We start from the raw sequence: 19,946 nt of genomic DNA, 5'->3' as shown, positions 1-19,946 counted from the left end.
AGCCCATGGCTGTCGACTACGCCGTGATCGTCGTCTACCTGGCCGGCATGCTCGCCATGGGCTGGTGGGGCATGCGCCGCGCCAAGTCGAAGAGCGAGTTCCTGGTCGCGGGCCGCCGCCTCGGGCCGGGGATGTACTCCGGCACCATGGCCGCGATCGTCCTCGGCGGCGCGTCCACCATCGGCGGCGTCGGGCTCGGCTACCAGTACGGCCTCTCCGGCGCGTGGATGGTCTTCACCATCGGCCTCGGTCTGCTCGCACTGTCCGTCTTCTTCTCCGCGCGGATCGCCCGGCTGAAGGTCTACACCGTCTCCGAGATGCTCGACCTGCGCTACGGCGGCCGGGCCGGGATCATCTCCGGCGTCGTGATGTGGGCGTACACCCTGATGCTCGCGGTCACCTCGACCATCGCGTACGCCACCATCTTCGACGTCCTCTTCGACGTGGACCGCACCGTCGCGATCGTCCTCGGCGGCGCGATCGTCGTCGCGTACTCGACGCTCGGCGGCATGTGGTCGATCACGCTCACCGACATGGTCCAGTTCGTCGTCAAGACCATCGGGGTGCTGCTGCTCCTGCTGCCGATCGCCGTCGTCAAGGCGGGCGGCTTCAGCGAGATGAAGGCCCAGCTGCCGACCGAGTACTTCGACCCGCTCGGCATCGGCGGCGAGACGATCTTCACGTACGTGCTGATCTACACCTTCGGCATGCTCATCGGGCAGGACATCTGGCAGCGCGTGTTCACCGCGCGCAGCGACAGGACGGCGCGCTGGGGCGGCACGGTCGCCGGTACGTACTGTCTCGTCTACGCCATCGCCGGGGCCGTCATCGGCACCGCCGCCAAGGTGATGTACCCGAACCTGGCGAGCCCGGACGCCGCCTTCGCGACGATCGTCAAGGACGAACTGCCGGTCGGCGTGCGCGGACTGGTGCTCGCCGCAGCGCTGGCCGCCGTGATGTCGACCTCCTCCGGCGCGCTGATCGCCTGCGCCACCGTCGCCAACAACGACATCTGGTCCCGGATCCGCGGGGTGGTCGGCCGGGGCGGGGGCGGCGAGGAGCCGCACGACGAGGTCAAGGGCAACCGGGTCTTCATCCTGATCATGGGCATCGGCGTCATCCTCATCGCCATCGCGTTGAACGACGTGGTCGAGGCGCTGACCGTCGCGTACAACCTGCTGGTCGGCGGGCTGCTCGTGCCGATCATCGGCGGGCTGCTGTGGCGGCGCGGCACGGCGGCCGGGGCGCTGTCGGCGGTGTGCGTCGGGGGTGTCGCGGTGATCGGGCTGATGGCGCACTACGGGATCCTCGCCAACCAGCCGATCTACTACGGGCTGCTGGCGTCGCTGACCGTGTACGTCGTCGTCTCGCTGGCGACGCCGCCGACGGACGCGGCGGTGCTTGCTGCTTGGCGCGAGCGGTTGGCGGGGCGCGAATCCAGCCCGTCCGGCGTTTGAGGACGGAACCGATGGGCCGGCTCATCTCAGCCCGTCCGGCGATTGAGGACGAAGCGGTCGCCGGCCGCCCCCGGCACCGCACCGCACCCCGCACACTTGACACCGTACGAAACCCGAAGGAAAGGCACACCCCCCATGAGCAGCACCGAATCGCCGCGCGGCCCCATCGACTCCTCCCGCGTCCCGCGGTACGCCGGGCCCGCGACGTTCGCCCGGCTGCCCCGGCTCGACGAGGTCGGCCGTACCGACGTCGCCGTGGTCGGCGTGCCCTTCGACAGCGGGGTCTCCTACCGGCCCGGCGCCCGCTTCGGCGGCAACGCCATCCGTGAGGCCTCCCGGCTGCTGCGCCCGTACAACCCGGCGCAGGACGCCTCCCCGTTCGCCCTCGCGCAGGTCGCCGACGCCGGGGACATCGCGGCGAACCCGTTCAACATCAACGAGGCCGTCGAGACCATCGAGGGCGCGGCCGACGACCTCCTGGGCACCGGCGCACGCCTGATGACCCTCGGCGGCGACCACACCATCGCCCTGCCCCTCCTGCGCTCCGTCGCCAAGAAGCACGGGCCCGTCGCCCTGCTCCACTTCGACGCGCACCTGGACACCTGGGACACCTACTTCGGCGCCGAGTACACCCACGGCACCCCGTTCCGCCGGGCCGTCGAGGAGGGCATCCTCGACACCTCCGCCCTCTCCCACGTCGGCACCCGCGGCCCGCTGTACGGCAAGCAGGACCTGACCGACGACGAGAAGATGGGCTTCGGGATCGTCACCTCCGCCGACGTCATGCGGCGCGGCGTCGACGAGATCGCCGACCAGCTGCGCCAGCGCATCGGCGACCGGCCGCTGTACATCTCCATCGACATCGACGTCCTGGACCCCGCGCACGCCCCCGGCACCGGCACCCCCGAGGCCGGCGGCCTCACCTCCCGTGAGCTGCTGGAGATCCTGCGCGGCCTCTCCTCCTGCCACCTGGTCTCCGCCGACCTGGTCGAGGTCGCCCCGGCGTACGACCACGCCGAGATCACCTCCGTGGCCGCCTCGCACGCCGCGTACGAGCTGACGACGATCATGTCCCGCCAGATCGCCGCGCAGAAGGACGCAAAGGAAGCCGAGGGCGCCAAGTGAGCCACGACCACGACGACCGGCCGCAGCTCACCGCCGCCCAGGCCGCCGCCGTACTGAACCCGCCGGCCGGCCGCAACGGTGGTGACCTCGTCGTCGAGTCCCTCCAAGGGCTGGGCGCGACCACCGTCTTCGGGCTGCCCGGCCAGCACGCGCTCGGCATGTTCGACGCGCTGCGCCGCTCCTCCCTCCGTTACGTCGGGCTCCGCGTCGAGAACAACGCGGGCTTCGCCGCCGACGCGTACGGCCGGATCACCGGCGAGGTCGCGCCGCTGCTCCTGTCCACCGGGCCCGGGGCGCTGACCTCGCTCGCCGCGCTCCAGGAGGCGGCCGCCGCCTCCGCGCCCGTCCTCGCGATCTCCAGTCAGATCCCCACGGCGGGGCTCGGCGGCGGGCGGCACGGCTATCTCCACGAGCTGCGCGACCAGCAGGCCTCCGTCCGCGACATCGTGAAGTCCGTGCACACCGTGCGGTCCGCCTCGCAGATCCCCTCCGCGATCGCCGCCGCCTGGGAGTCCGCGCTGTCCGCCCCGCACGGGCCGGTCTGGGTGGAGATCCCGCAGGACGTGCTGCTCGCCGAGACGACGCTCCCGGTCGTCAGCGCCATGGACGCCACCCCGCGCGACCTCTACCCGCGCCCCGAGCTGACGGTCGCCGCGGCCCACCTGCTGTCGAACGCCGAACGCCCGGTGATCATCGCCGGCGGCGGAGTCGTCCGCTCCGACGCCTCCGGCAAGCTGCGCGCGCTGGCCGAGAAGATCGACGCCCCCGTCGTCACCACCTTCGGCGGCAAGGGCGCGTTCCCCTGGGAGCACCCGCTCTCGCTCCGCTCCTGGCTGGAGGACCGGCACACGACCGACTTCCTGGAGGACGCGGACGTCCTCCTCGTCGTCGGCTCGGGGCTCGGCGAACTCTCCTCGAACTACCACACCTTCCGCCCGCGCGGCCGGGTGATCCAGATCGAGGCGGACGCCGGGAAACTGGAGTCCAACCACCCCGCGCTCGGCATCCACTCCGACGCCCGCGAGGCCCTGTCCGACCTCCTGGAGGCCGTCGAGCGGCGCGAGGACGCGGGCGCCGCGGAGCGCGTGGCCACGGTGCTGGAGAAGGTACGGGTCCGGATCGACGCCCAGGAACTGACCCTGGAGCAGCAGGTCCTCGCCGCCGTCCGCGAGGCGCTGCCCGAGACCGCGCCCAGCTTCTGGGACATGACGATCCTGGCGTACTGGGCCTGGTCCGCGTTCGACGCCCGCCGCCCCAACACCATGCACTCCGCCCAGGGCGCGGGCGGCCTCGGCTACGGCTTCCCGGCGGCCATCGGCGCGGCCGCCGCCGACCCGACGAAGCCCGTGCTCGCGGTCTCCGGCGACGGCGGCGCGATGTACTCCATCGCGGAGCTGGCCACCGCCCGCCAGTACGACCTGCCGCTGACCTGGCTGATCGTCGACGACGGCGGCTACGGCATCCTGCGCGAGTACATGACGGGAGCCTTCGGCGAGGCCACCGCCACCGAGCTGTCCCGCCCGGACTTCGTCGCGCTCGCCGAGTCCTTCGGCGTACCGGCCGTCGTGACGACACCGGAGTCCCTCGCCGCCGACCTCGGCAAGGCGCTGGCGGCCCCGGGCCCGTCCGTCGTCGTGCTCCCGGCCCTGCTGCGGATGTTCGAGCCGACGCACCTGTAGGCCGTACGCGTCCGGAGCGCGGCGGGCCGGTCCCGGCCGGGGGCGACCCCGCCCGGGACCGGCCCGCTCACAGCTCCGCGAGTGCCTTCTCGATCGCGGCCTCCTGCACCTGGACACCCTCCTGGAACCGGGCCCGCTCCGCCGGGTCCCGGATCTCCCCGGGCAGCTCCCGGCGCAGTGGCAGAAGGTCCGGCAGCTGCCGGAAGACCACCGCGGCGGCGGGCCCCCGGTCCCGGTTGGTGGCGTCGGCCAGATACCGGCCCGCCTGCCACAGGTGCACGGTGAGGTGCTTGCGCGGTTCGGTGGACACCTGCCGCCGCGTCCCGGGCTTCCCCAGGGAGTGGTGCGTGCCCTCGCCGAGGCGCTCCAGCGCGGCGAGCGCCGCGTAGAGCTGTCCGCAGCGGTAGGCCTCGGTGAGCCGGTCGTTCGCCATGGTCCCTGCCCCCTTCGGCGGCCCTTTCGACGGCCCTCCGACGGGGAGGCCGCCCATGCCGCTGCGGATGACTACCCCCGGCCCGGACCCCGAACCGGTCCTAGGACCTGTCGTCAGACTGCCGCCTGCCGGGCGACGCCCGGTCCTAGGACCCCGGTACCGCACGCCCCCGACCATCGGCCCCGTTCACCGCCCCCTTTGTTGCGGCGGGATGAAATCCGCAGCCCCGGGCGTTGGTGCCTTCCGGTAGGCCAGGTGGAACAGCCGGATAGGAGCTGGCTCACCGGTGGAACAGCTGGATCAGCGGACAGGCCGGCGGACGGGCCGAAACGGGAGGCAACGCGTGACGGGCGCAGAGCAACAGGGGTGGGGCCGGCGGCTGACCGGGTACGCGTGGCGGTACCGGCGCAACGTCGTGCTCGCTCTCGGCTCGTCGCTCGCCGGAATGGCCGTCATGGCCCTCGTCCCGCTCATCACCAAGGTGATCATCGACGACGTGGTCACCGACCACACCCGCTCCCTCGCCGTCTGGACCGGACTGCTCATCGGCGCGGCCGTCCTCGTCTACATAGCCACCTACATCCGCAGGTACTACGGCGGCCGGCTCGCCCTGGACGTCCAGCACGACCTGCGTACGGACATGTACACGACGATCACCCGGCTGGACGGGAAACGGCAGGACGAGCTGTCCACCGGGCAGGTCGTCGGCCGGGCCACCAGCGACCTCCAGCTGATCCAGGGGCTGCTGTTCATGCTCCCGATGACCATCGGGAACGTGCTGCTCTTCCTCATCTCCCTGGTGATCATGGCGTGGCTCTCGCTGCCCCTGACCCTCGTCGCCCTCGCCGTCGCCCCCGCCCTCTGGTTCATCGCCCGCCGCTCCCGCACCCGTCTCTTCCCCGCCACCTGGTATGCCCAGAGCCAGGCCGCAGCCGTCGCCGGAGTCGTCGACGGGGCCGTCTCCGGGGTCCGGGTCGTCAAGGGCTTCGGCCAGGAGGACCAGGAGACCGGCAAGCTCCGCGAGGTCGGGCGCCGGCTGTTCGCCGGGCGGCTGCGCACCATCCGGCTGAACTCCCGCTACACCCCGGCCCTCCAGGCGGTGCCCGCGCTCGGCCAGGTCGCCATGCTCGCCCTCGGCGGCTGGCTGGCCACCCGGGGCGAGATCACCCTCGGCACGTTCGTCGCCTTCTCCACCTACCTCGCCCAGCTCGTCGGCCCCGTCCGGATGCTCGCCATGGTCCTCACCGTCGGCCAGCAGGCCCGGGCCGGTGTGGAACGGGTCCTGGAGCTCATCGACACCGAGCCCTCGATGCAGGACGGCACCAAGGAGCTGCCCGCCGACGCCCCGGCCGGCATCGAGTTCGACGACGTCCGCTTCGGCTATGACGACGAGCGCCCGGTCCTCGACGGCTTCTCGCTCACCGTCGAACCCGGCGAGACCGTTGCCGTCGTCGGCGCGTCCGGCAGCGGCAAGTCCACCGTCTCGCTCCTGCTGCCCCGCTTCTACGACGTCTCCCACGGGGCCGTCCTCATCGGCGGCCACGACGTCCGCGAGCTGACCCAGGCGTCCCTGCGCTCCGCCATCGGGCTCGTCCCCGAGGACAGCTTCCTGTTCTCCGACACCATCCGCGCCAACATCGCCTATGGCCTCCCCGACGCCACCCAGGAGCAGATCGAACAGGCCGCCCGCGCCGCCCAGGCCGACCGGTTCATCGCCGACCTGCCGAAGGGGTACGACACCACCGTCGGCGAACACGGGCTCACCCTCTCCGGAGGCCAGCGCCAGCGCGTCGCCCTCGCCCGCGCCATCCTCACCGACCCCCGGCTCCTCCTCCTCGACGACGCGACCTCCGCCGTCGACGCCCGTGTCGAGCACGAGATCCACGAAGCCCTCAAGCAGGTGATGGCGGGCCGTACGACGCTCCTCATCGCCCACCGCCGCTCCACCCTCCAGCTCGCCGACCGCATCGCCGTCCTGGACGGCGGGAAGCTCGCCGCGATCGGCACCCACGAGGAGCTGGAGCGCACCTCCGCGCTCTACCGCCGCCTCCTCACCGACCCCGACGAGCTGGGCGGCACCTCGCCCGGCCACCGGCCGCCGCGCCCGGAGGCCGGCCCCGAGGACGACCGCGCGCTCCAGGAGGAGCTGGACGCCGAGTTCGACGCGGAGCGCGGCATCACCCCCGCGCTCTGGATCCGCGAGGAGGAGGAGCGGGACACCACCGTCGCCGGCATGCCCGCGACGCCCGAGCTGCTCGCCCAGGTCGAGGCCCTGCCGCCCGCCACCGACACCCCCGAGATCGACGAGACCGCCGCCGTGCGGCCGGAGGACTCCTACGGGCTGCGCCGACTGCTGCGCGGCTTCGGCGCGGTCCTGTTGATCAGCCTCGGGCTCGTCGCCGTCGACGCCGGAATGGGCCTGCTGCTGCCGGTCCTGATCCGGCACGGCATCGACGAGGGCGTCTCCCAGCTCTCCACCGGTGCGGTGTGGGCGGCGTCCGCGATCGCGCTCCTCGTCGTGGTCGTCCAATGGGTCGCGCAGACCGGCGAGATCCGGATGACCGGCCGGACCGGCGAGCGGATCCTCTACGCGCTCCGGCTGAAGATCTTCGCCCAGCTCCAGCGGCTCGGCCTCGACTACTACGAGCGGGAGCTGACCGGCCGGATCATGACCCGGATGACGACGGACGTGGACGCGCTCGCCACGTTCCTCCAGACCGGGCTCGTCACCGCGTTCGTCTCCGTGGTCACCTTCTTCGGCATCATGGCCGCACTGCTCGTCCTGGACGTCCAGCTCGCCCTGGTCGTCTTCGCCACCCTGCCCGTGCTGATCATCGGCACCGTCTTCTTCCGGCGCAGCAGCGTCAAGGCGTACGAGCTGGCCCGGACCCGCATCAGCGCCGTCAACGCCGACCTCCAGGAGTCCGTCTCCGGCCTCCGCATCGTCCAGGCCTTCGGCCGCGAGCACGACGGGGCCGCCCGCTTCGCCGAGCACAGCGACCACTACCGCCAGGCCCGGGTACGCGGCCAGTGGCTGATCTCCGTCTACTTCCCCTTCGTCCAGCTGCTGGCCTCCGTCGCCGCCGCCGCCGTCATGATCGTCGGCGCGGGCCGGGTCGACAACGGCACGCTGACCGTCGGCGCCTTGGTCGCCTACCTCCTCTACATCGAGCTGTTCTTCGCCCCCGTCCAGCAGCTCTCCCAGGTCTTCGACGGCTACCAGCAGGCGACCGTCTCCCTCGGCCGCATCCAGGAGCTGCTGCGCGAGCCCACCTCCACCGAAGACCCGGACGAGCCGCTCGACGTGCTCTCGCTGCGCGGCGAGATCGCGTTCGAGGACGTCTCCTTCGCGTACGGCTCCGACGAGGAGGCCCTGACCGGTGTCGACCTGTACATCCCGGCGGGCCAGACGGTGGCGTTCGTCGGGGAGACGGGGGCCGGGAAGTCGACCCTCGTCAAGCTCGTCGCCCGGTACTACGACCCCACGGGCGGCCGGGTCACCGCCGACGGAGCCGATCTGCGCACCCTCGACATGACCGCCTACCGGCACCGCCTCGGCGTCGTCCCGCAGGAGGCGTACCTCTTCGCCGGCACGGTCCGCGACGCCATCGCCTACGGGCTGCCCGACGCCACCGACGCCAAGGTGGAGGCCGCCGCCCGCGCGGTCGGCGCGCACGAGATGATCGCCACGCTGGAGGACGGCTATCTCCACGAGGTCGCCGAGCGCGGCCGCAACCTCTCCGCCGGGCAGCGCCAGCTCATCGCACTGGCCCGCGCCGAGCTCGTCGACCCGGACATCCTGCTCCTGGACGAGGCCACCGCCGCCCTGGACCTCGCCACCGAGGCCCTGGTCAACCAGGCCACCGACCGCCTCGCCGGCCGTCGCACCACGCTGGTGGTGGCCCACCGGCTGACCACCGCCGCCCGCGCCGACCGGGTCGTGGTCATGGACCACGGGCGCGTCGTCGAGGACGGCACACACGACGAGCTGCTCGCCCGGGGCGGGCGGTACGCCCGGCTGTGGCGCACCTTCATCGGCGAGGGCATAGGGGAGGACGAGCCGGCGGGCGTCTGAGGGTCGGGCGGCCCCCGCGTGCAACCTCCCGCCCGTCTGCTGCGTCGTAGCCAGGGACGCACGGGTGCGTACAGATGTCAGGTGGGGGCGAAGGTGTTCGACAGAGCTGCGGAGCCGGTGAAACCCATGAGACCGACAGGACCGCCGGGACCGGCGGGATCGACAAGGCCGACAGGGTCGCCGGGACCGACAGGATCGCCGGGACCGACAGGATCGCCGGGACCGGCGGGATGGCCAGGACCGGCGGGATCGACAGGGCCGGCGGGACGGCCCTTGCTGGTCCGCCTCCTCGTCCTGCTCCTGCTCGCCGGACTCGTGCCCCTTCTCGGCGCCCCCGGTGTCGCCCGGGCCGCCTCCGGCTGCTCCGGCCGCCCCGCGAAGACCGTCGAGTTCTCCACGGGAGAACTGCGCGTCTACAAGAGCCGCGCGCAGGCGTGCGCGGTGACCGTCGCCAAGAAGCCCGGCAAGCGGCGGACGATGAGCGTCACGCTCCAGGCGCGCGGCGGCCGCGCCGTCACCGACAAGGGCTCGTACACGAGGATGGCCGGCCCGGTCACGGTCAACGCGCTCAACCGCTGCGTACGGGCCACCGGCGCGATCGGCAAGAAATCCGCCTCCACCGGATGGATTCTCTGCTGACCTTTCCGCCGTCTCCTCCCCTTCTCCGCCGCCTTCTCCACTGACACGGACAACCAGGTCTGGCGTGGCGTGTGTTGCCCCGATAAGTTCACGGCGACTGTTGTGAATCAAGGGGAGCGTGCATGCGCAAGTCACTCACAGGGGTTCTCTCGCTCGCCGTGCTCATAGGCACGGTCGGAGCCACGGGGGCCTCGGCCGGTGCGGCCACCGCCGCGGAGCCGGCCGCGAAGCGGAGCAGCGGCGCTGCCCAGGGCAGCGAAGCGAGCAACGAGGACATCAAGGACCGCATCCTGGCCATCCCGGGCATGAGTCTGATCGAGGAGAAGCCTTCCCCAAGCTCTCAGCTTCGTTCGAGCAGGGGAGGCCCCACTTCGGGCTACCGCTACTTCGTCCTCAACTACACCCAGCCGGTCGACCACCGGCGTCCGTCCAAGGGCACGTTCCAGCAGCGCCTGACGCTGCTGCACAAGGACGTGAGCCGCCCGACGGTCTTCTTCACCAGCGGCTACAACGTCTCCACGAACCCCAGCCGCAGCGAGCCGACGCAGATCATCGACGGCAACCAGGTCTCCCTGGAGTACCGCTACTTCACCCCGTCCCGGCCGGCCCCCGCCGACTGGTCCAAGCTGGACATCTGGCAGGCCGCCAGCGACCAGCACCGGGTGTTCACGGCGCTGAAGAAGATCTACGACAAGAAGTGGCTGGCCACCGGCGGGTCCAAGGGCGGCATGACCGCCACGTACTTCGAGCGCTTCTACCCGAAGGACATGGACGCCGTCGTCGCCTACGTCGCGCCCAACGACGTCGTGAACGACGAGGACTCGGCGTACGACCGGTTCTTCGAACAAGTCGGCACCAAGGAGTGCCGCGACAAGCTGGCCGGTGTGCAGCGCGAGGCGCTGATCCGCCGGGCGCCGCTCCAGAAGAAGTACAAGGAGCTGGCCGCCGCCAACGGCTGGACCTTCAACACCGTCGGCTCCCTCGACCGCGCCTACGAGGCCACGGTCCTGGACTACGGATGGGCGTTCTGGCAGTACAGCCTGGTCGCCGACTGCGTGGACATCCCGGCCGACGCCAAGAAGGCCACCGACGAGGACATCTGGAACTCCGTCGACGCCATCTCCGGCTTCTCCGCCTACGTCGACCAGGGCCTTCAGACGTACACCCCGTACTACTACCAGGCGGGCACCCAGCTCGGGTCGCCGGACATCAAGCAGCCCTGGCTCGGCAATCTGAGCCGCTACGGCTACCAGCCCCCGCGCAACTTCGTTCCCCGCTCCATCCCGATGAAGTTCGACCGGGGCGCGATGCGGGACATCGACCGCTGGGTCAAGCGCAACGCCCGGCAGATGATGTACGTCAACGGCGAGAACGACCCGTGGAGCGCTGAGCCGTTCCGGCTCGGACGCGGTGCGAAGGACAGCCACGTCTACACCGTCCCCGGCGGCAACCACGGCGCGAAGGTCTCCGGTCTCGTCGCCGACGAGAAGGCGAACGCCACCGCCGCGATCCTGCGCTGGGCGGGCGTCGCCCCGGCGGCCGTCCAGGCGGACCCGGCCAAGGCGAAGCCGCTGGCGAAGTTCGACAAGGAGCTCGACAAGCGCAACGGCGAGATCGAGCGCGACGAGGCCACGCTGCGCCCGTAGCGGCCAGGTGAGGGCCAGGTGATGTTCTCCGGCGGCGTCCTCGCCGCCCCTCGTGGGCTGCGTCCTTCGGTCACCCTCCCGGTGACCGGCGGGCGCAGCCCACCGGCCTTTCCCCGCCCAGGGCGACGAACAGCTCCGTGGTGCCGGGGCACTGCGCCCGTCGCTGCACCGCAGACTCCACCCGGTAGCGCGGGGCGCGTCCGCCCGTGTCCGCGCAGGGGGTCTCGGTGACCTCGCCCGCCCGGGAGGCCGTGACGCAGTCCCCGACCACGGTCAGCGGGCCGCCGCCCCGCCCCGGGTCGCCCGGATGCGGTGGCTCCAGATTCCGCATGCAGGCGTAGCCGGTGGTGAGCCGGGAACGGGCCCCGGTGCCCGTCTCCGACACATGCAGGACGAAGTCCGTGGTGTCGGGGCACGGCGGGCCCGACGACGGGGTGCCGAGGTGCCGGGCGACCACGGTGGCCAGGGCCTTCTCGCTGCGGCAGAACACCTCCCGGATCTCCGGGCCGCGCGAACTGCAGTCGCCGGGGCCGAGGAACACCACTCCGTACGGTGACGGGCCGGGCGGGACGGGGGCGGACGCCCGGTCGTCGGTGACCGTCCCGTCCGGGGCCCGACAGGCCGTCGTCAGCAGGAGCGCGACCACGGCCACGGCCACGGCCAGCACGGCGACACGGGCCGTGACCCGGACCCGCGGTGGAACCGGCGGCCGGCGCCGGGCTCCCGGGGAAGCGTGCTCATCCATGAAGAAGACCCCCGATACGTCTGTCCAGACGTACACCTGGCGTGGCCCGCCGGAGCGGGGCCACGCCAGGTGCGCGGGGTGCTTTGCGTCCATGGCCGCAGGGCGGTGCCCTCCGGCCGCCGTAGGGCTAGTACGACAGCCCGTGGCCCACCGGATACAGCACCTGCGTCGGGTCGTCCGCGCGCTGCACCGGGACCGGGAGGGTGCCCTCCGGATCGGCGTGGCCCGCGATCACCCGGGCGGCGGCGCGTAGTTCGACGTCGGTCCAGGAGTACGCGGCGAGGCTCGCGGCGACTCCGGTCCCGGTGAGGTGGGCGACGTCGTAGGGGTTGCGGACGGCGACGGTGACCACCGGGACGCCGGTCGCCACGAGGGCCGAGACCAGGGTGCGCTGCGAGCTGGTCGCCGTGACGTTGTACGTCGCCACGACCACCGCGTCCCTGCCCTCGGCGGCGGCGACCGCTTCGGCGATCTTCGCCTGGTTCGGAGCCGTACCCGTGGACAACGCCGTCGCGGTGAAGCCCAGTTCGCCGAAGGCGTCTCGCAGGGTGCTGGTCGGCGGGCCCGTCGTCCCGGAGGGGGAGGCCGGATCGGCCCCCACCACCAGCAGGTCGCGGTGGCTGCGGCGGGAGAGCGGCAGCAGGGCGCCCGGGTCGGCGAGCAGGGTCGTCGTGCGCTCGGCGATCCGGTCGGCGGCGGCCCGGTGGGCGCGGCTGCCGACCGTGCGCTCGACACCCCGCCGACTGACGAACGGGTCGCGGAACAGGCCCAGTCGGCTCTTCAGCCGCAGGATCCGCAGGATCGATTCATCGACTCTCGCCTCGCTGATCTCGCCGCCCCGCACCGCCTCCAGCACGGCGTTCCAGGCGACGGAGAGGTTCGGCGGGTTCAGCAGCTGGTCCACGCCCGCCAGCAGTGCGAGGACCGGTACGCGGTCGTCGCCGTACTTCGTGCGTACCCCCTCCATGCCGAGCGAGTCGGTGACCACCACCCCGTCGTAGCCCAGCTCCTCGCGGAGGATGCCGGTGAGGATCGGCCGGGAGAGCGTGGCCGGGTCCTCGGACGGGTCGAGTGCGGGGACCACGATGTGCGCGGTCATGATCGAGTCGATACGGGCCCGGATCGCGGCGCGGAACGGCGGGGCGTCCAGCTCCTCCCACTGTGCGCGGGTGTGGCTGATGACGGGCAGCCCGGTGTGGCTGTCGGTGCTGGTGTCCCCGTGGCCGGGGAAGTGCTTGGCGGTCGACGCGATGCCCGCGCCCTGATAACCCTTCACCTGCTCCGCGACCAGGGCGGCCACCGCGGCGGGGTCGGAGCCGAAGGACCGTACGCCGATGACCGGGTTGGCCGGGTTGACGTTGACGTCGGCGTCCGGCGCGTAGTTCTGGTTGACGCCGAGCGCGGCCAGCTCGGCGCCCGCGATCCAGGCCGCCCGGCGGGTGTCGGAGCGCGAACCGCCCGCGCCGAGCGCCATCGCGCCCGGCAGCAGTGTGGCGGGTTCGCCGACCCGGCAGACGATGCCGTGTTCCTGGTCGGTGGAGACGAGCAGCGGCAGCCGGGAACGCTCGGCGAGGGCCGCGCGCTGGAGGCCGTTGGAGAGGTCGGCGATCTGGTGGGGGTCGCGGGTGTTGTGCGCCCAGGTGAAGTAGATGATGCCGCCGACGTGGTACGTGGAGATCAACTCGGCGGCCGTACGGACCCCGATCTCCTTGAGGTTCGCGTCGATGTCGGCCTGGTCGGGGTCGGTGGCGGAGTGCCCGTAGACCCGCATCACGAAGAGCTGGCCGACCTTCTCCTCCAGGCTCATCCCGGCGATGATCCGTCGCAGCCGGCGGTCGGTGGAGGCGTTCGTGGAGTCCGCGGACGCGGCGGAGGGGACGGCGAGGACGCCGGTGGCCGCCGCCGCCGTGGCGGCCGCGGTGGCGGTGAGGAGGGTGCGTCTTGAGGTGCGGTGGGGCACGTGAGCTCCTTCCCGGGGTGAAAGAAACTTCCAAGGAAGTAGGCTTATAGGGAAAGTAACTTCCGGTCAAGAGCCCGGGCCGCCCGCGCCGAGACCCGCACGCGAACGGACCCCGCGCGAACCGACCCGACGCGGGAAGCAGTCCGACACGGACCCCGCCGCCCCGCCGCTACTGCTTCGGCGCTCCGATCCGCAGCAGGTACTCACGCCCCGCGCCCAGCAGCCCCGGCAGCTCCGCCGCCCCCGGGTGCCAGCGCTTCTCGTACTCCCAGCACACCCACGTGTCCGGATCGAGCCCGTCCAGGCAGTCCGCCAGCGGAACCACCCCGGAGCCCAGCGCCACCGGGGTGAGGTCGTCCGCCGACGCGACGTCCTTCACCTGGACGTAGCCCAGGTGCGGAGCGAGCACCGCCTGACTGGCGGCCGGCTCCTCACCGGCGAGCCAGGTGTGCAGCACGTCCCAGATCGCGCCGACCCGGGGGTGCCCGACCGTGGCGACGACCCGGGCGGCGTCGAGGCCCGCCCGATGCGAGTCATGGGTCTCCAGCAGGATGCTCACGCCCATGTCGGCGGCGGCCGGCGCCACCGCACCGAGCCGCCGGGCGGCCGTCGCGTCGGCCTCCGCCTGCTCCTGGTCGCCGCCGCCCGGGAAGACCCGGACGTAGGACGCGCCCAGGTCCCGGGCGAGCTTCACCAGCTCGGACAGCTCCGCCAGGACCGGTTCGTCGTCCCCCTCGGCAGCCGCCTTCACATACCCGGCGAGGGCCAGGATCTCCACCCCGCCGGCCTTGAACGCCTCGACCACATCGGCCCGTTCCAGCGACGAGAGCCCCAGGTGCACCGGCTCCTCGGGGTGGACGCGCAGCTCCACCCCCCGGTAGCCGTTCCCGGCGGCGAGCCGGACGACCTCGGAGACCGGCGTTCCCGGCACCCCGAGGGTGGAGAATGCGAGCTTCATGGTGCGTGTCCTTCCCTTGTTCCGACGCCCCGCTCCTGCCCACCGGGTCGGTGGCTACTCCCGGGCGCCGGGTCAGGGCCGCTGCCGGCCGCGGGGCTGGTGCCCACTCCCGGGCGCCGGCCTCCTCAGCCGACGCCCCGCAGCAGTCGCTCCAGGCTACCCAGCAGCTTCAGCGCGTCCTCGCGCCGCGCCCCCTCCAGCACGCCGGTGCCCGCCACCGCGCGCTGCTCGGCCTCCCGCACCCGCTCCGGGGTGACCACCCGCAGGGCCGCGGCGGCCTGCCGGGCGAACATCGCGAGCAGGTCCAGCTCCCGGACGCCCGACCTGGCCTGGGGGGAGGGGTCCAGCACCTCCAGCACGCCGAGGATCCGGGAGTCGCTGATGAGCGGGGCCGCCATCAGGGCGTTCGGCACGTACGCGGTCGACTCGGCCAGCGAGCGGTCGAAGGACGCATCGGCGCTCAGGTCGTCCACCACCATCGGCTCGCCGGAGGTCGCCACCCATCCGGCGATCCCGCGGCCGGCCGGGAACCGGCGGCCCACGAGGAACTCCTCGCCCTGCCCGGACACGGCCTGGAAGACCAGCTCGTCCGCCTCCTCGTCGAGCAGGAAGACCGAGCTGGCCTCGGCCCCGAAGATGGCGCGGGCCACGTCGACCACCGACTGGAGCAACTCGCGGCGCGGCGCGTCGGCGATCCGGGCGTCGGCGTCCGGGGCGGCGGTGGGGGAGAGGGAGGGAGCGGGATCAGTTCTCGGAGTCATCACGGATATCTCCTGCCGCAGTGGAAGGACGCGGCGTGTGGCGCACATTGGCCGCGGACAGATAGAGGGCGTTCTTGAGCTGGAAGGCCGTCATCCGCGGATGCGCGGACAGGACGCGGGCGCAGAGCCCGGCGACGTACGGCGTGGCGAAGCTGTTCCCCGTGGTGCGGATCGTCCGGCCGCCCAGCCACGGCACGGTCACGTTCTGGCCGGGGCCGAAGAACTCCACCGGTGGCTCCGGGTTGTACAGGTGCAGTTCGGGGTCGTCCTCCTGGTGGCTGCCCACGGAGATCACCGACGCGAACCGCCAGGGGAAGCTCTCCACCGGGGTGTTGTGGGCCGAGGCGACGATCACCGTACGGGCGAAGTAGGCGCTGTCGGCCAGGCTGTGCAGCTCCTGCGCGAACTGGGTGCGGGTCGTCGACAGGCTGAGGTTGACCACGTCGAAGCCCTGCTCCACCGCCCAGCGCAGCCCGGCCATCAGGACGTCGCCGGTGCCGGAGAACCGCTCCCCGAGCACCCGCACGCTGTGGATCTCGCACTCCGGGGCGGTCCGGCGGACGATGCCCGCGCACGCGGTGCCGTGCCCGCAGGTGTCCCCGGTGGTCGTCGGCTCGACCGAGATCTTCCCGCTCTCCTCGCCCTTGACGACCACCCAGGAGCCGGCGAGCGGGCCGATCAGCGGATGGTCCCGCTCCACGCCCGAATCCACCACGCACACGCGTACGCCGCGCCCGGTGGCGGGCCCGGCGGGGCGGCCGAGCGGTGGCCCGGGGTCCGCCAGCACCGGTACGTCCTCCGGGCCGCGCCCGTGCAGACTCCAGGTCAGCCCCTGCCCCGGTGCCCCGCGCGCTCCCGCCCCCGCCCGCGGCCGTTCCGGTTCCGTCTGTGGCCGTTCCGGTTCCGTGGTCGTCATCGGTCAGCTCCTCTCCCTCGTCGTGGCCATGGGCCGGGGCGGGTGCGCGAGGAAGCCGGAGACCCGGCGCGCCCCCGGCAGATGCCCCTTGCCCGTGAAGTGCGCCCCGGCCGACCGGGCCGAGGCCCCGGCCTCCGGCCACCGGCCCAGGGCGGCGAGCGTGTGCGCCCGGTCCAGCTCGGCCGTCGCCTGCACCAGCGGGGAGTCCGTGAGCAGCGAGGCCCGGACCGCCCGGTCCGCGTGTTCCGCCGCCTCCTCCGGGCGGTCCCGCACCGTCAGCCGGGCCCGCAGCCCCGCCAGGTCCACCGCGTCCGCACGGCTCAGCCCCGACGTGTCGCCGACGCCCGCCAGCCGGGCGGCCGCCGGGGTCTCCCGGCCCGCGTCCAGCTCCAGGCGGGCCGCGTCCAGGGCCACCGCCGTCCGCATCCCGGCCGCCCCCGTGCGCCGGGCCGCCGCGTCCGCCCGGCCCAGCAGGTCCAGGGCCTCCGTGCCGTTGCCGAGCAGCCCCTCCACCGTCGCCCGGAACACCGGGAGGAAGACCTCCGCCTCGGCGAACCCCAGCTTCCCGGCCAGCCGTTCCGCCTCGGCCAGGCAGCGGTACGCCTCGTCGGGCCGCTCCTGGAGCGCGTACAGCACCGCCAGCGGGCAGTTGAGGGTGACCCGGACCGTGGGCCGGCCCGCCCCGTGCGCCGCCAGCAGCGACCGGCAGCGCACCACCGCGGCGGGCACCGGCACCGGCCCCCGCCACAGGGAGACGCCGATCGCGCCGAGCGCCCCGGCCCGCTCCGGCTCCGCACCGGCCAGCACCGCGTGCTCCAGAGCCCGGGCCTGGTCCCGCTCCGCCTCCTCGTGCCGCCCGGACCGCTGGAACTGCTGGGCGAGCCGCAGATGGGCCCGCGCCCGGCCGGTCGAGTCCCCGGCCGCCTCGAACACCGGGAGCACGGCCCGGGCCACGGCGGCGGGGCCGGGCCCCGGGCCGCCCGGATCCAGCACCGCGAGCGCGAGGCGGGCATGCGCGGCCTCCACCGGGTCGGACCCCGAGTCCCGTACGAGGCGGAGCAGTTCGGCCCCCTCCCCGGTGCGGCCCAGCGCCACCCGTACCTCGCCGAGCCGCCGTGTCGCCGCCGGATCCCCGGGGCACAGGTCCACCGCCCGCTCCAGCAGGCCGTGCGCCCAGTGCAGGTCGGACCGGGCGGCGGCCTGCGCCCCCGCCCGGCCCAGCGCGGCGGCGGCCCGCTCGCGCAGCCGCCGGGCCGGATCGTCCAGCAGGCCCAGCTCCGCGCGGTAGCGGTAGGCGCGCTCCAGATGGCCGCCGACCGCGCCGTCGCCGCTCCGCAGCACGCTGGGCAGCTCCGCCGCCCAGGCATGGCGTTCCGCCTTGGCCCGCTTGGACAGCGAGGCGTACGCGACCTCGTGCACCAGTCCGCTGCTGAACCGGTACGGTGCCGACTCCCGGGCCCCCGGGGCCCCCGACTCCACCAGGCGGCGACGGCCCAGCACGTCCAACGCCTCCTCGACGCGCCGCCGGTGCTCCGGGGCCGCCCCGGCCGCGCCGGTCGCCCCGGCGAGCTGCCCGGCGTCGTGGCCCTCCCCGGCCCGTACGGACAGCTCCAGCCGTATCAGCTCCGGCGCGGTGAACTCCCGGCCGATCACCGCGGCCAGGTCCACCACCCCGCGCTCCGCCCGGGCCAGGGCCCCGATGCGCGCGCCCAGCAGGGCCTGGAGCGTGGGCGGCAGATCCTCCTCGGCGGCCGGTTCCCCCGGACGGGCGGCGCCCGCCGGGTCCGCCCGGTCGCCGATCAACAGCTGTTCCAGGTAGAGCGGATTGCCCCCGGCCCGCGCCAGGAGCCGGTCGTCCACCGGGGCCCGCCCGGCGTCCGGCCCCGCGAGACCGGCGGCGAGCCGCGCCGCCTCCTCGGGCGGCAGGCCGGTGAGCTGGAGGCGTCCCGCACCGGTGGACGGCCCGTCCCCCTCGGCTCCCTCGTCCGGTCCGCCCGGCCCGTCCGAACCCTCCGCACCGTCCGGTCCGTCGGGCCGCCCGGCGCAGAGCACCAGTACCCCCGCGCACCCCGAGCCGTCCGTCAGCCGGTGCACCGTGCGGACCAGCAGGGGGGCCGCGGCGTGCCAGTCGTCCAGCACCAGGACGACCGGGCGGGTCCGGGCGGCCCGCTCCAGGACCGCCGTCAGGGCCGCGCACATGTCCTCGAAGGGGGCGTTCGGCGTGCCGTCGCGCAGCAGGCCCCCGGACAGCAGGGCCATCGCGTCGTCGACCCCGAGACCGCCGGCCGCGTCCTTCCCGTCGTCCGCGGGACCGGGCACCCGACCGGACGCCGACCCGGACGCCGACCCGGACTCAGAAGCGGACTCAGGACCGGGATCGGACGCCGCCCCGGTATCCGCCGCAGCCCCGGCATCAGGCGCGGCCCCGGCGCAGGGCTGCCCAGGACCGGCCCCGGACGTGGACGCGGGCCCCGCCGCCACCAGCGCGCGCACCGCGTCGGCCAGCGGGGCGAGGGTGCCGTGGTCCCCGTAACTGCGGCACCGCCCCGCGCCGTACGTGAGCGCGCCGGACGCCGACCGTCGCGCCAGCCACTCCCGTACCAGCCGGGTCTTGCCGATGCCCGCCTCCCCGGTGACCCGCAGCAGCCCCGCCCCGCCGCCGCGGGCGGCCTGCTCCAGGGCGGCGTCCAGCGCCTGCCGTTCCGCGTCGCGGCCGACGAAGGGGACGTCGAAGCGGCGCAGCAGCTCGGGGTCGTCGGCGCCCAGCGCCAGCAGCCGGTGGGCCTCCACGCTGTCCCGCTTGCCCTTCAGCCGCAGCGGCCCGGTGGGTTCGGCCCGCACCGTCGGGCCGGCGGCGAGCAGGGTCTCCGGGCCGATCAGGATCTCGCCGGGGCCCGCGTTCTGCTCCAGCCGGGCGGCGATGTTGACGGTCTCCCCGGAGACCAGGGCCTGCCGGGCGGTCGTGTCCGAACCCGCGACCACCTGACCGGTGTTGACGCCGATCCGGGTGGTCAGCTCGATGCCCAGGGTGGCGTTCAGCTCCTGGTTCAGCCGGGCCAGCGCCCGGCGCATCCCGAGCGCCGCCGCCAGTGCCCGGCGGGCGTCGTCGTCACGGACCACCGGTACGCCGAACACGGCCATCACCGCGTCCCCGATGAACTTCTCCGGGGTGCCGCCCCGCGCCACGATCTCCGCGCTCATCGCCTCGAAGTACCGCAGGGTCACCGCGCGCAGGGTCTCCGGATCGAGCACCCCCGACAGTGCGGTGGACCCGACGAGATCGCAGAACAGCACGGTCACCGGCTTGCGTTCGTCCCCGGGCGGCGCGGCGGGGGGCGGTACGGCCCCGCCGGCCCCGGTGGTCGCGCACGGCGTACCGCAGGACGAACAGAACCGGGCCGTCGGCGGCAGATCCTGCTGGCACGAGGAGCAGTTCATGGCGGGTCCTTCTCTCCCGGGGGCCGTGCGGTCGGGGCCGTGCGGTCAGGGGCGGCGGGCGGGCGCACCGGGCGCTCGCGCCCCGGCGGGTACGGGCCCGACGGCGGTGAACCC

At 73.6% G+C, this 19,946-nt stretch carries 13 protein-coding genes; 6 read left to right on the top strand and 7 right to left on the bottom strand.

Features of this window, described 5'->3' with window-relative positions; all coding sequences use genetic code 11:
• The first annotated feature begins 5 nt into the window (after nucleotides 1-5).
• From ACIQRW_RS16920 to ACIQRW_RS16910, 3 genes are all read left to right on the top strand, one after another.
• Nucleotides 6-1,457, top strand: a complete 1,452-nt coding sequence (locus tag ACIQRW_RS16920) for a sodium:solute symporter (protein WP_403760434.1) — start codon at nucleotides 6-8, stop codon at nucleotides 1,455-1,457.
• A 135-nt stretch (nucleotides 1,458-1,592) separates the two neighbouring features.
• Nucleotides 1,593-2,582: an agmatinase gene (gene speB, locus ACIQRW_RS16915; protein ID WP_403760431.1), complete on the top strand. Its 990-nt coding sequence runs from the start codon at nucleotides 1,593-1,595 to the stop codon at nucleotides 2,580-2,582.
• Complete coding sequence (locus ACIQRW_RS16910; protein WP_403760428.1) at nucleotides 2,579-4,261, top strand: thiamine pyrophosphate-binding protein; 1,683 nt, start codon at nucleotides 2,579-2,581, stop codon at nucleotides 4,259-4,261. The genes speB and ACIQRW_RS16910 overlap by 4 nt, the downstream gene beginning before the upstream one ends.
• 67 nt (nucleotides 4,262-4,328) lie before the next feature.
• Here the strand turns inward: ACIQRW_RS16910 and ACIQRW_RS16905 are convergent, their stop codons facing one another.
• Complete coding sequence (locus ACIQRW_RS16905; protein WP_403760425.1) at nucleotides 4,329-4,694, bottom strand: hypothetical protein; 366 nt, start codon at nucleotides 4,692-4,694, stop codon at nucleotides 4,329-4,331.
• A gap of 343 nt (nucleotides 4,695-5,037) precedes the next feature.
• On the opposite strand from ACIQRW_RS16905, the gene ACIQRW_RS16900 reads away from it, so the two are divergent.
• The 3 genes from ACIQRW_RS16900 to ACIQRW_RS16890 all read left to right on the top strand — a co-directional run bounded on the left by ACIQRW_RS16900 (nucleotide 5,038) and on the right by ACIQRW_RS16890 (nucleotide 11,054).
• Nucleotides 5,038-8,769: an ABC transporter ATP-binding protein gene (locus ACIQRW_RS16900; protein WP_403760422.1), complete on the top strand. Its 3,732-nt coding sequence runs from the start codon at nucleotides 5,038-5,040 to the stop codon at nucleotides 8,767-8,769.
• A 273-nt stretch (nucleotides 8,770-9,042) separates the two neighbouring features.
• On the top strand, nucleotides 9,043-9,408 hold the full coding sequence (locus tag ACIQRW_RS16895; protein ID WP_403760420.1) for a hypothetical protein: 366 nt from the start codon (nucleotides 9,043-9,045) through the stop codon (nucleotides 9,406-9,408).
• A gap of 122 nt (nucleotides 9,409-9,530) precedes the next feature.
• Nucleotides 9,531-11,054, top strand: a complete 1,524-nt coding sequence (locus ACIQRW_RS16890) for a S28 family serine protease (protein ID WP_403760417.1) — start codon at nucleotides 9,531-9,533, stop codon at nucleotides 11,052-11,054.
• 70 nt (nucleotides 11,055-11,124) lie between these two features.
• Here ACIQRW_RS16890 and ACIQRW_RS16885 read toward each other — a convergent pair whose 3' ends face one another.
• From ACIQRW_RS16885 to ACIQRW_RS16860, 6 genes are all read right to left on the bottom strand, one after another.
• Entirely contained in the window at nucleotides 11,125-11,799 is a 675-nt protein-coding gene (locus tag ACIQRW_RS16885; RefSeq protein ID WP_403761035.1) for a hypothetical protein, read from the bottom strand.
• 127 nt (nucleotides 11,800-11,926) lie between these two features.
• The gene (locus ACIQRW_RS16880; protein WP_403760414.1) at nucleotides 11,927-13,759 is read right to left on the bottom strand and encodes a glycoside hydrolase family 3 protein; all 1,833 of its coding nucleotides are present in this window, start codon (nucleotides 13,757-13,759) and stop codon (nucleotides 11,927-11,929) included.
• Between the two features lie 169 nt (nucleotides 13,760-13,928).
• Nucleotides 13,929-14,717, bottom strand: coding sequence for a sugar phosphate isomerase/epimerase family protein (locus tag ACIQRW_RS16875; RefSeq protein WP_403760411.1), 789 nt, complete (start codon nucleotides 14,715-14,717; stop codon nucleotides 13,929-13,931).
• 125 nt (nucleotides 14,718-14,842) lie between these two features.
• Nucleotides 14,843-15,478, bottom strand: coding sequence for a GAF domain-containing protein (locus tag ACIQRW_RS16870; RefSeq protein ID WP_403760408.1), 636 nt, complete (start codon nucleotides 15,476-15,478; stop codon nucleotides 14,843-14,845).
• Nucleotides 15,462-16,394 (bottom strand): S8 family peptidase, encoded by a 933-nt coding sequence (locus ACIQRW_RS16865; protein WP_403760405.1) that lies wholly within the window; start codon nucleotides 16,392-16,394, stop codon nucleotides 15,462-15,464. The genes ACIQRW_RS16870 and ACIQRW_RS16865 overlap by 17 nt, the downstream gene beginning before the upstream one ends.
• A 3-nt stretch (nucleotides 16,395-16,397) precedes the next feature.
• A complete protein-coding gene (locus ACIQRW_RS16860; protein WP_403760402.1) occupies nucleotides 16,398-19,832 on the bottom strand; it encodes an adenylate/guanylate cyclase domain-containing protein in 3,435 nt (1,144 codons plus the stop codon).
• Nucleotides 19,833-19,946: the final 114 nt, after the last annotated feature.

Origin of the sequence: Streptomyces sp. NPDC091287 (assembly GCF_044768525.1) — a bacterium.
In the GTDB taxonomy this organism is placed as follows: Bacteria; Actinomycetota; Actinomycetes; order Streptomycetales; family Streptomycetaceae; genus Streptomyces.
This window is presented reverse-complemented; position numbering and strand designations above follow the sequence as displayed.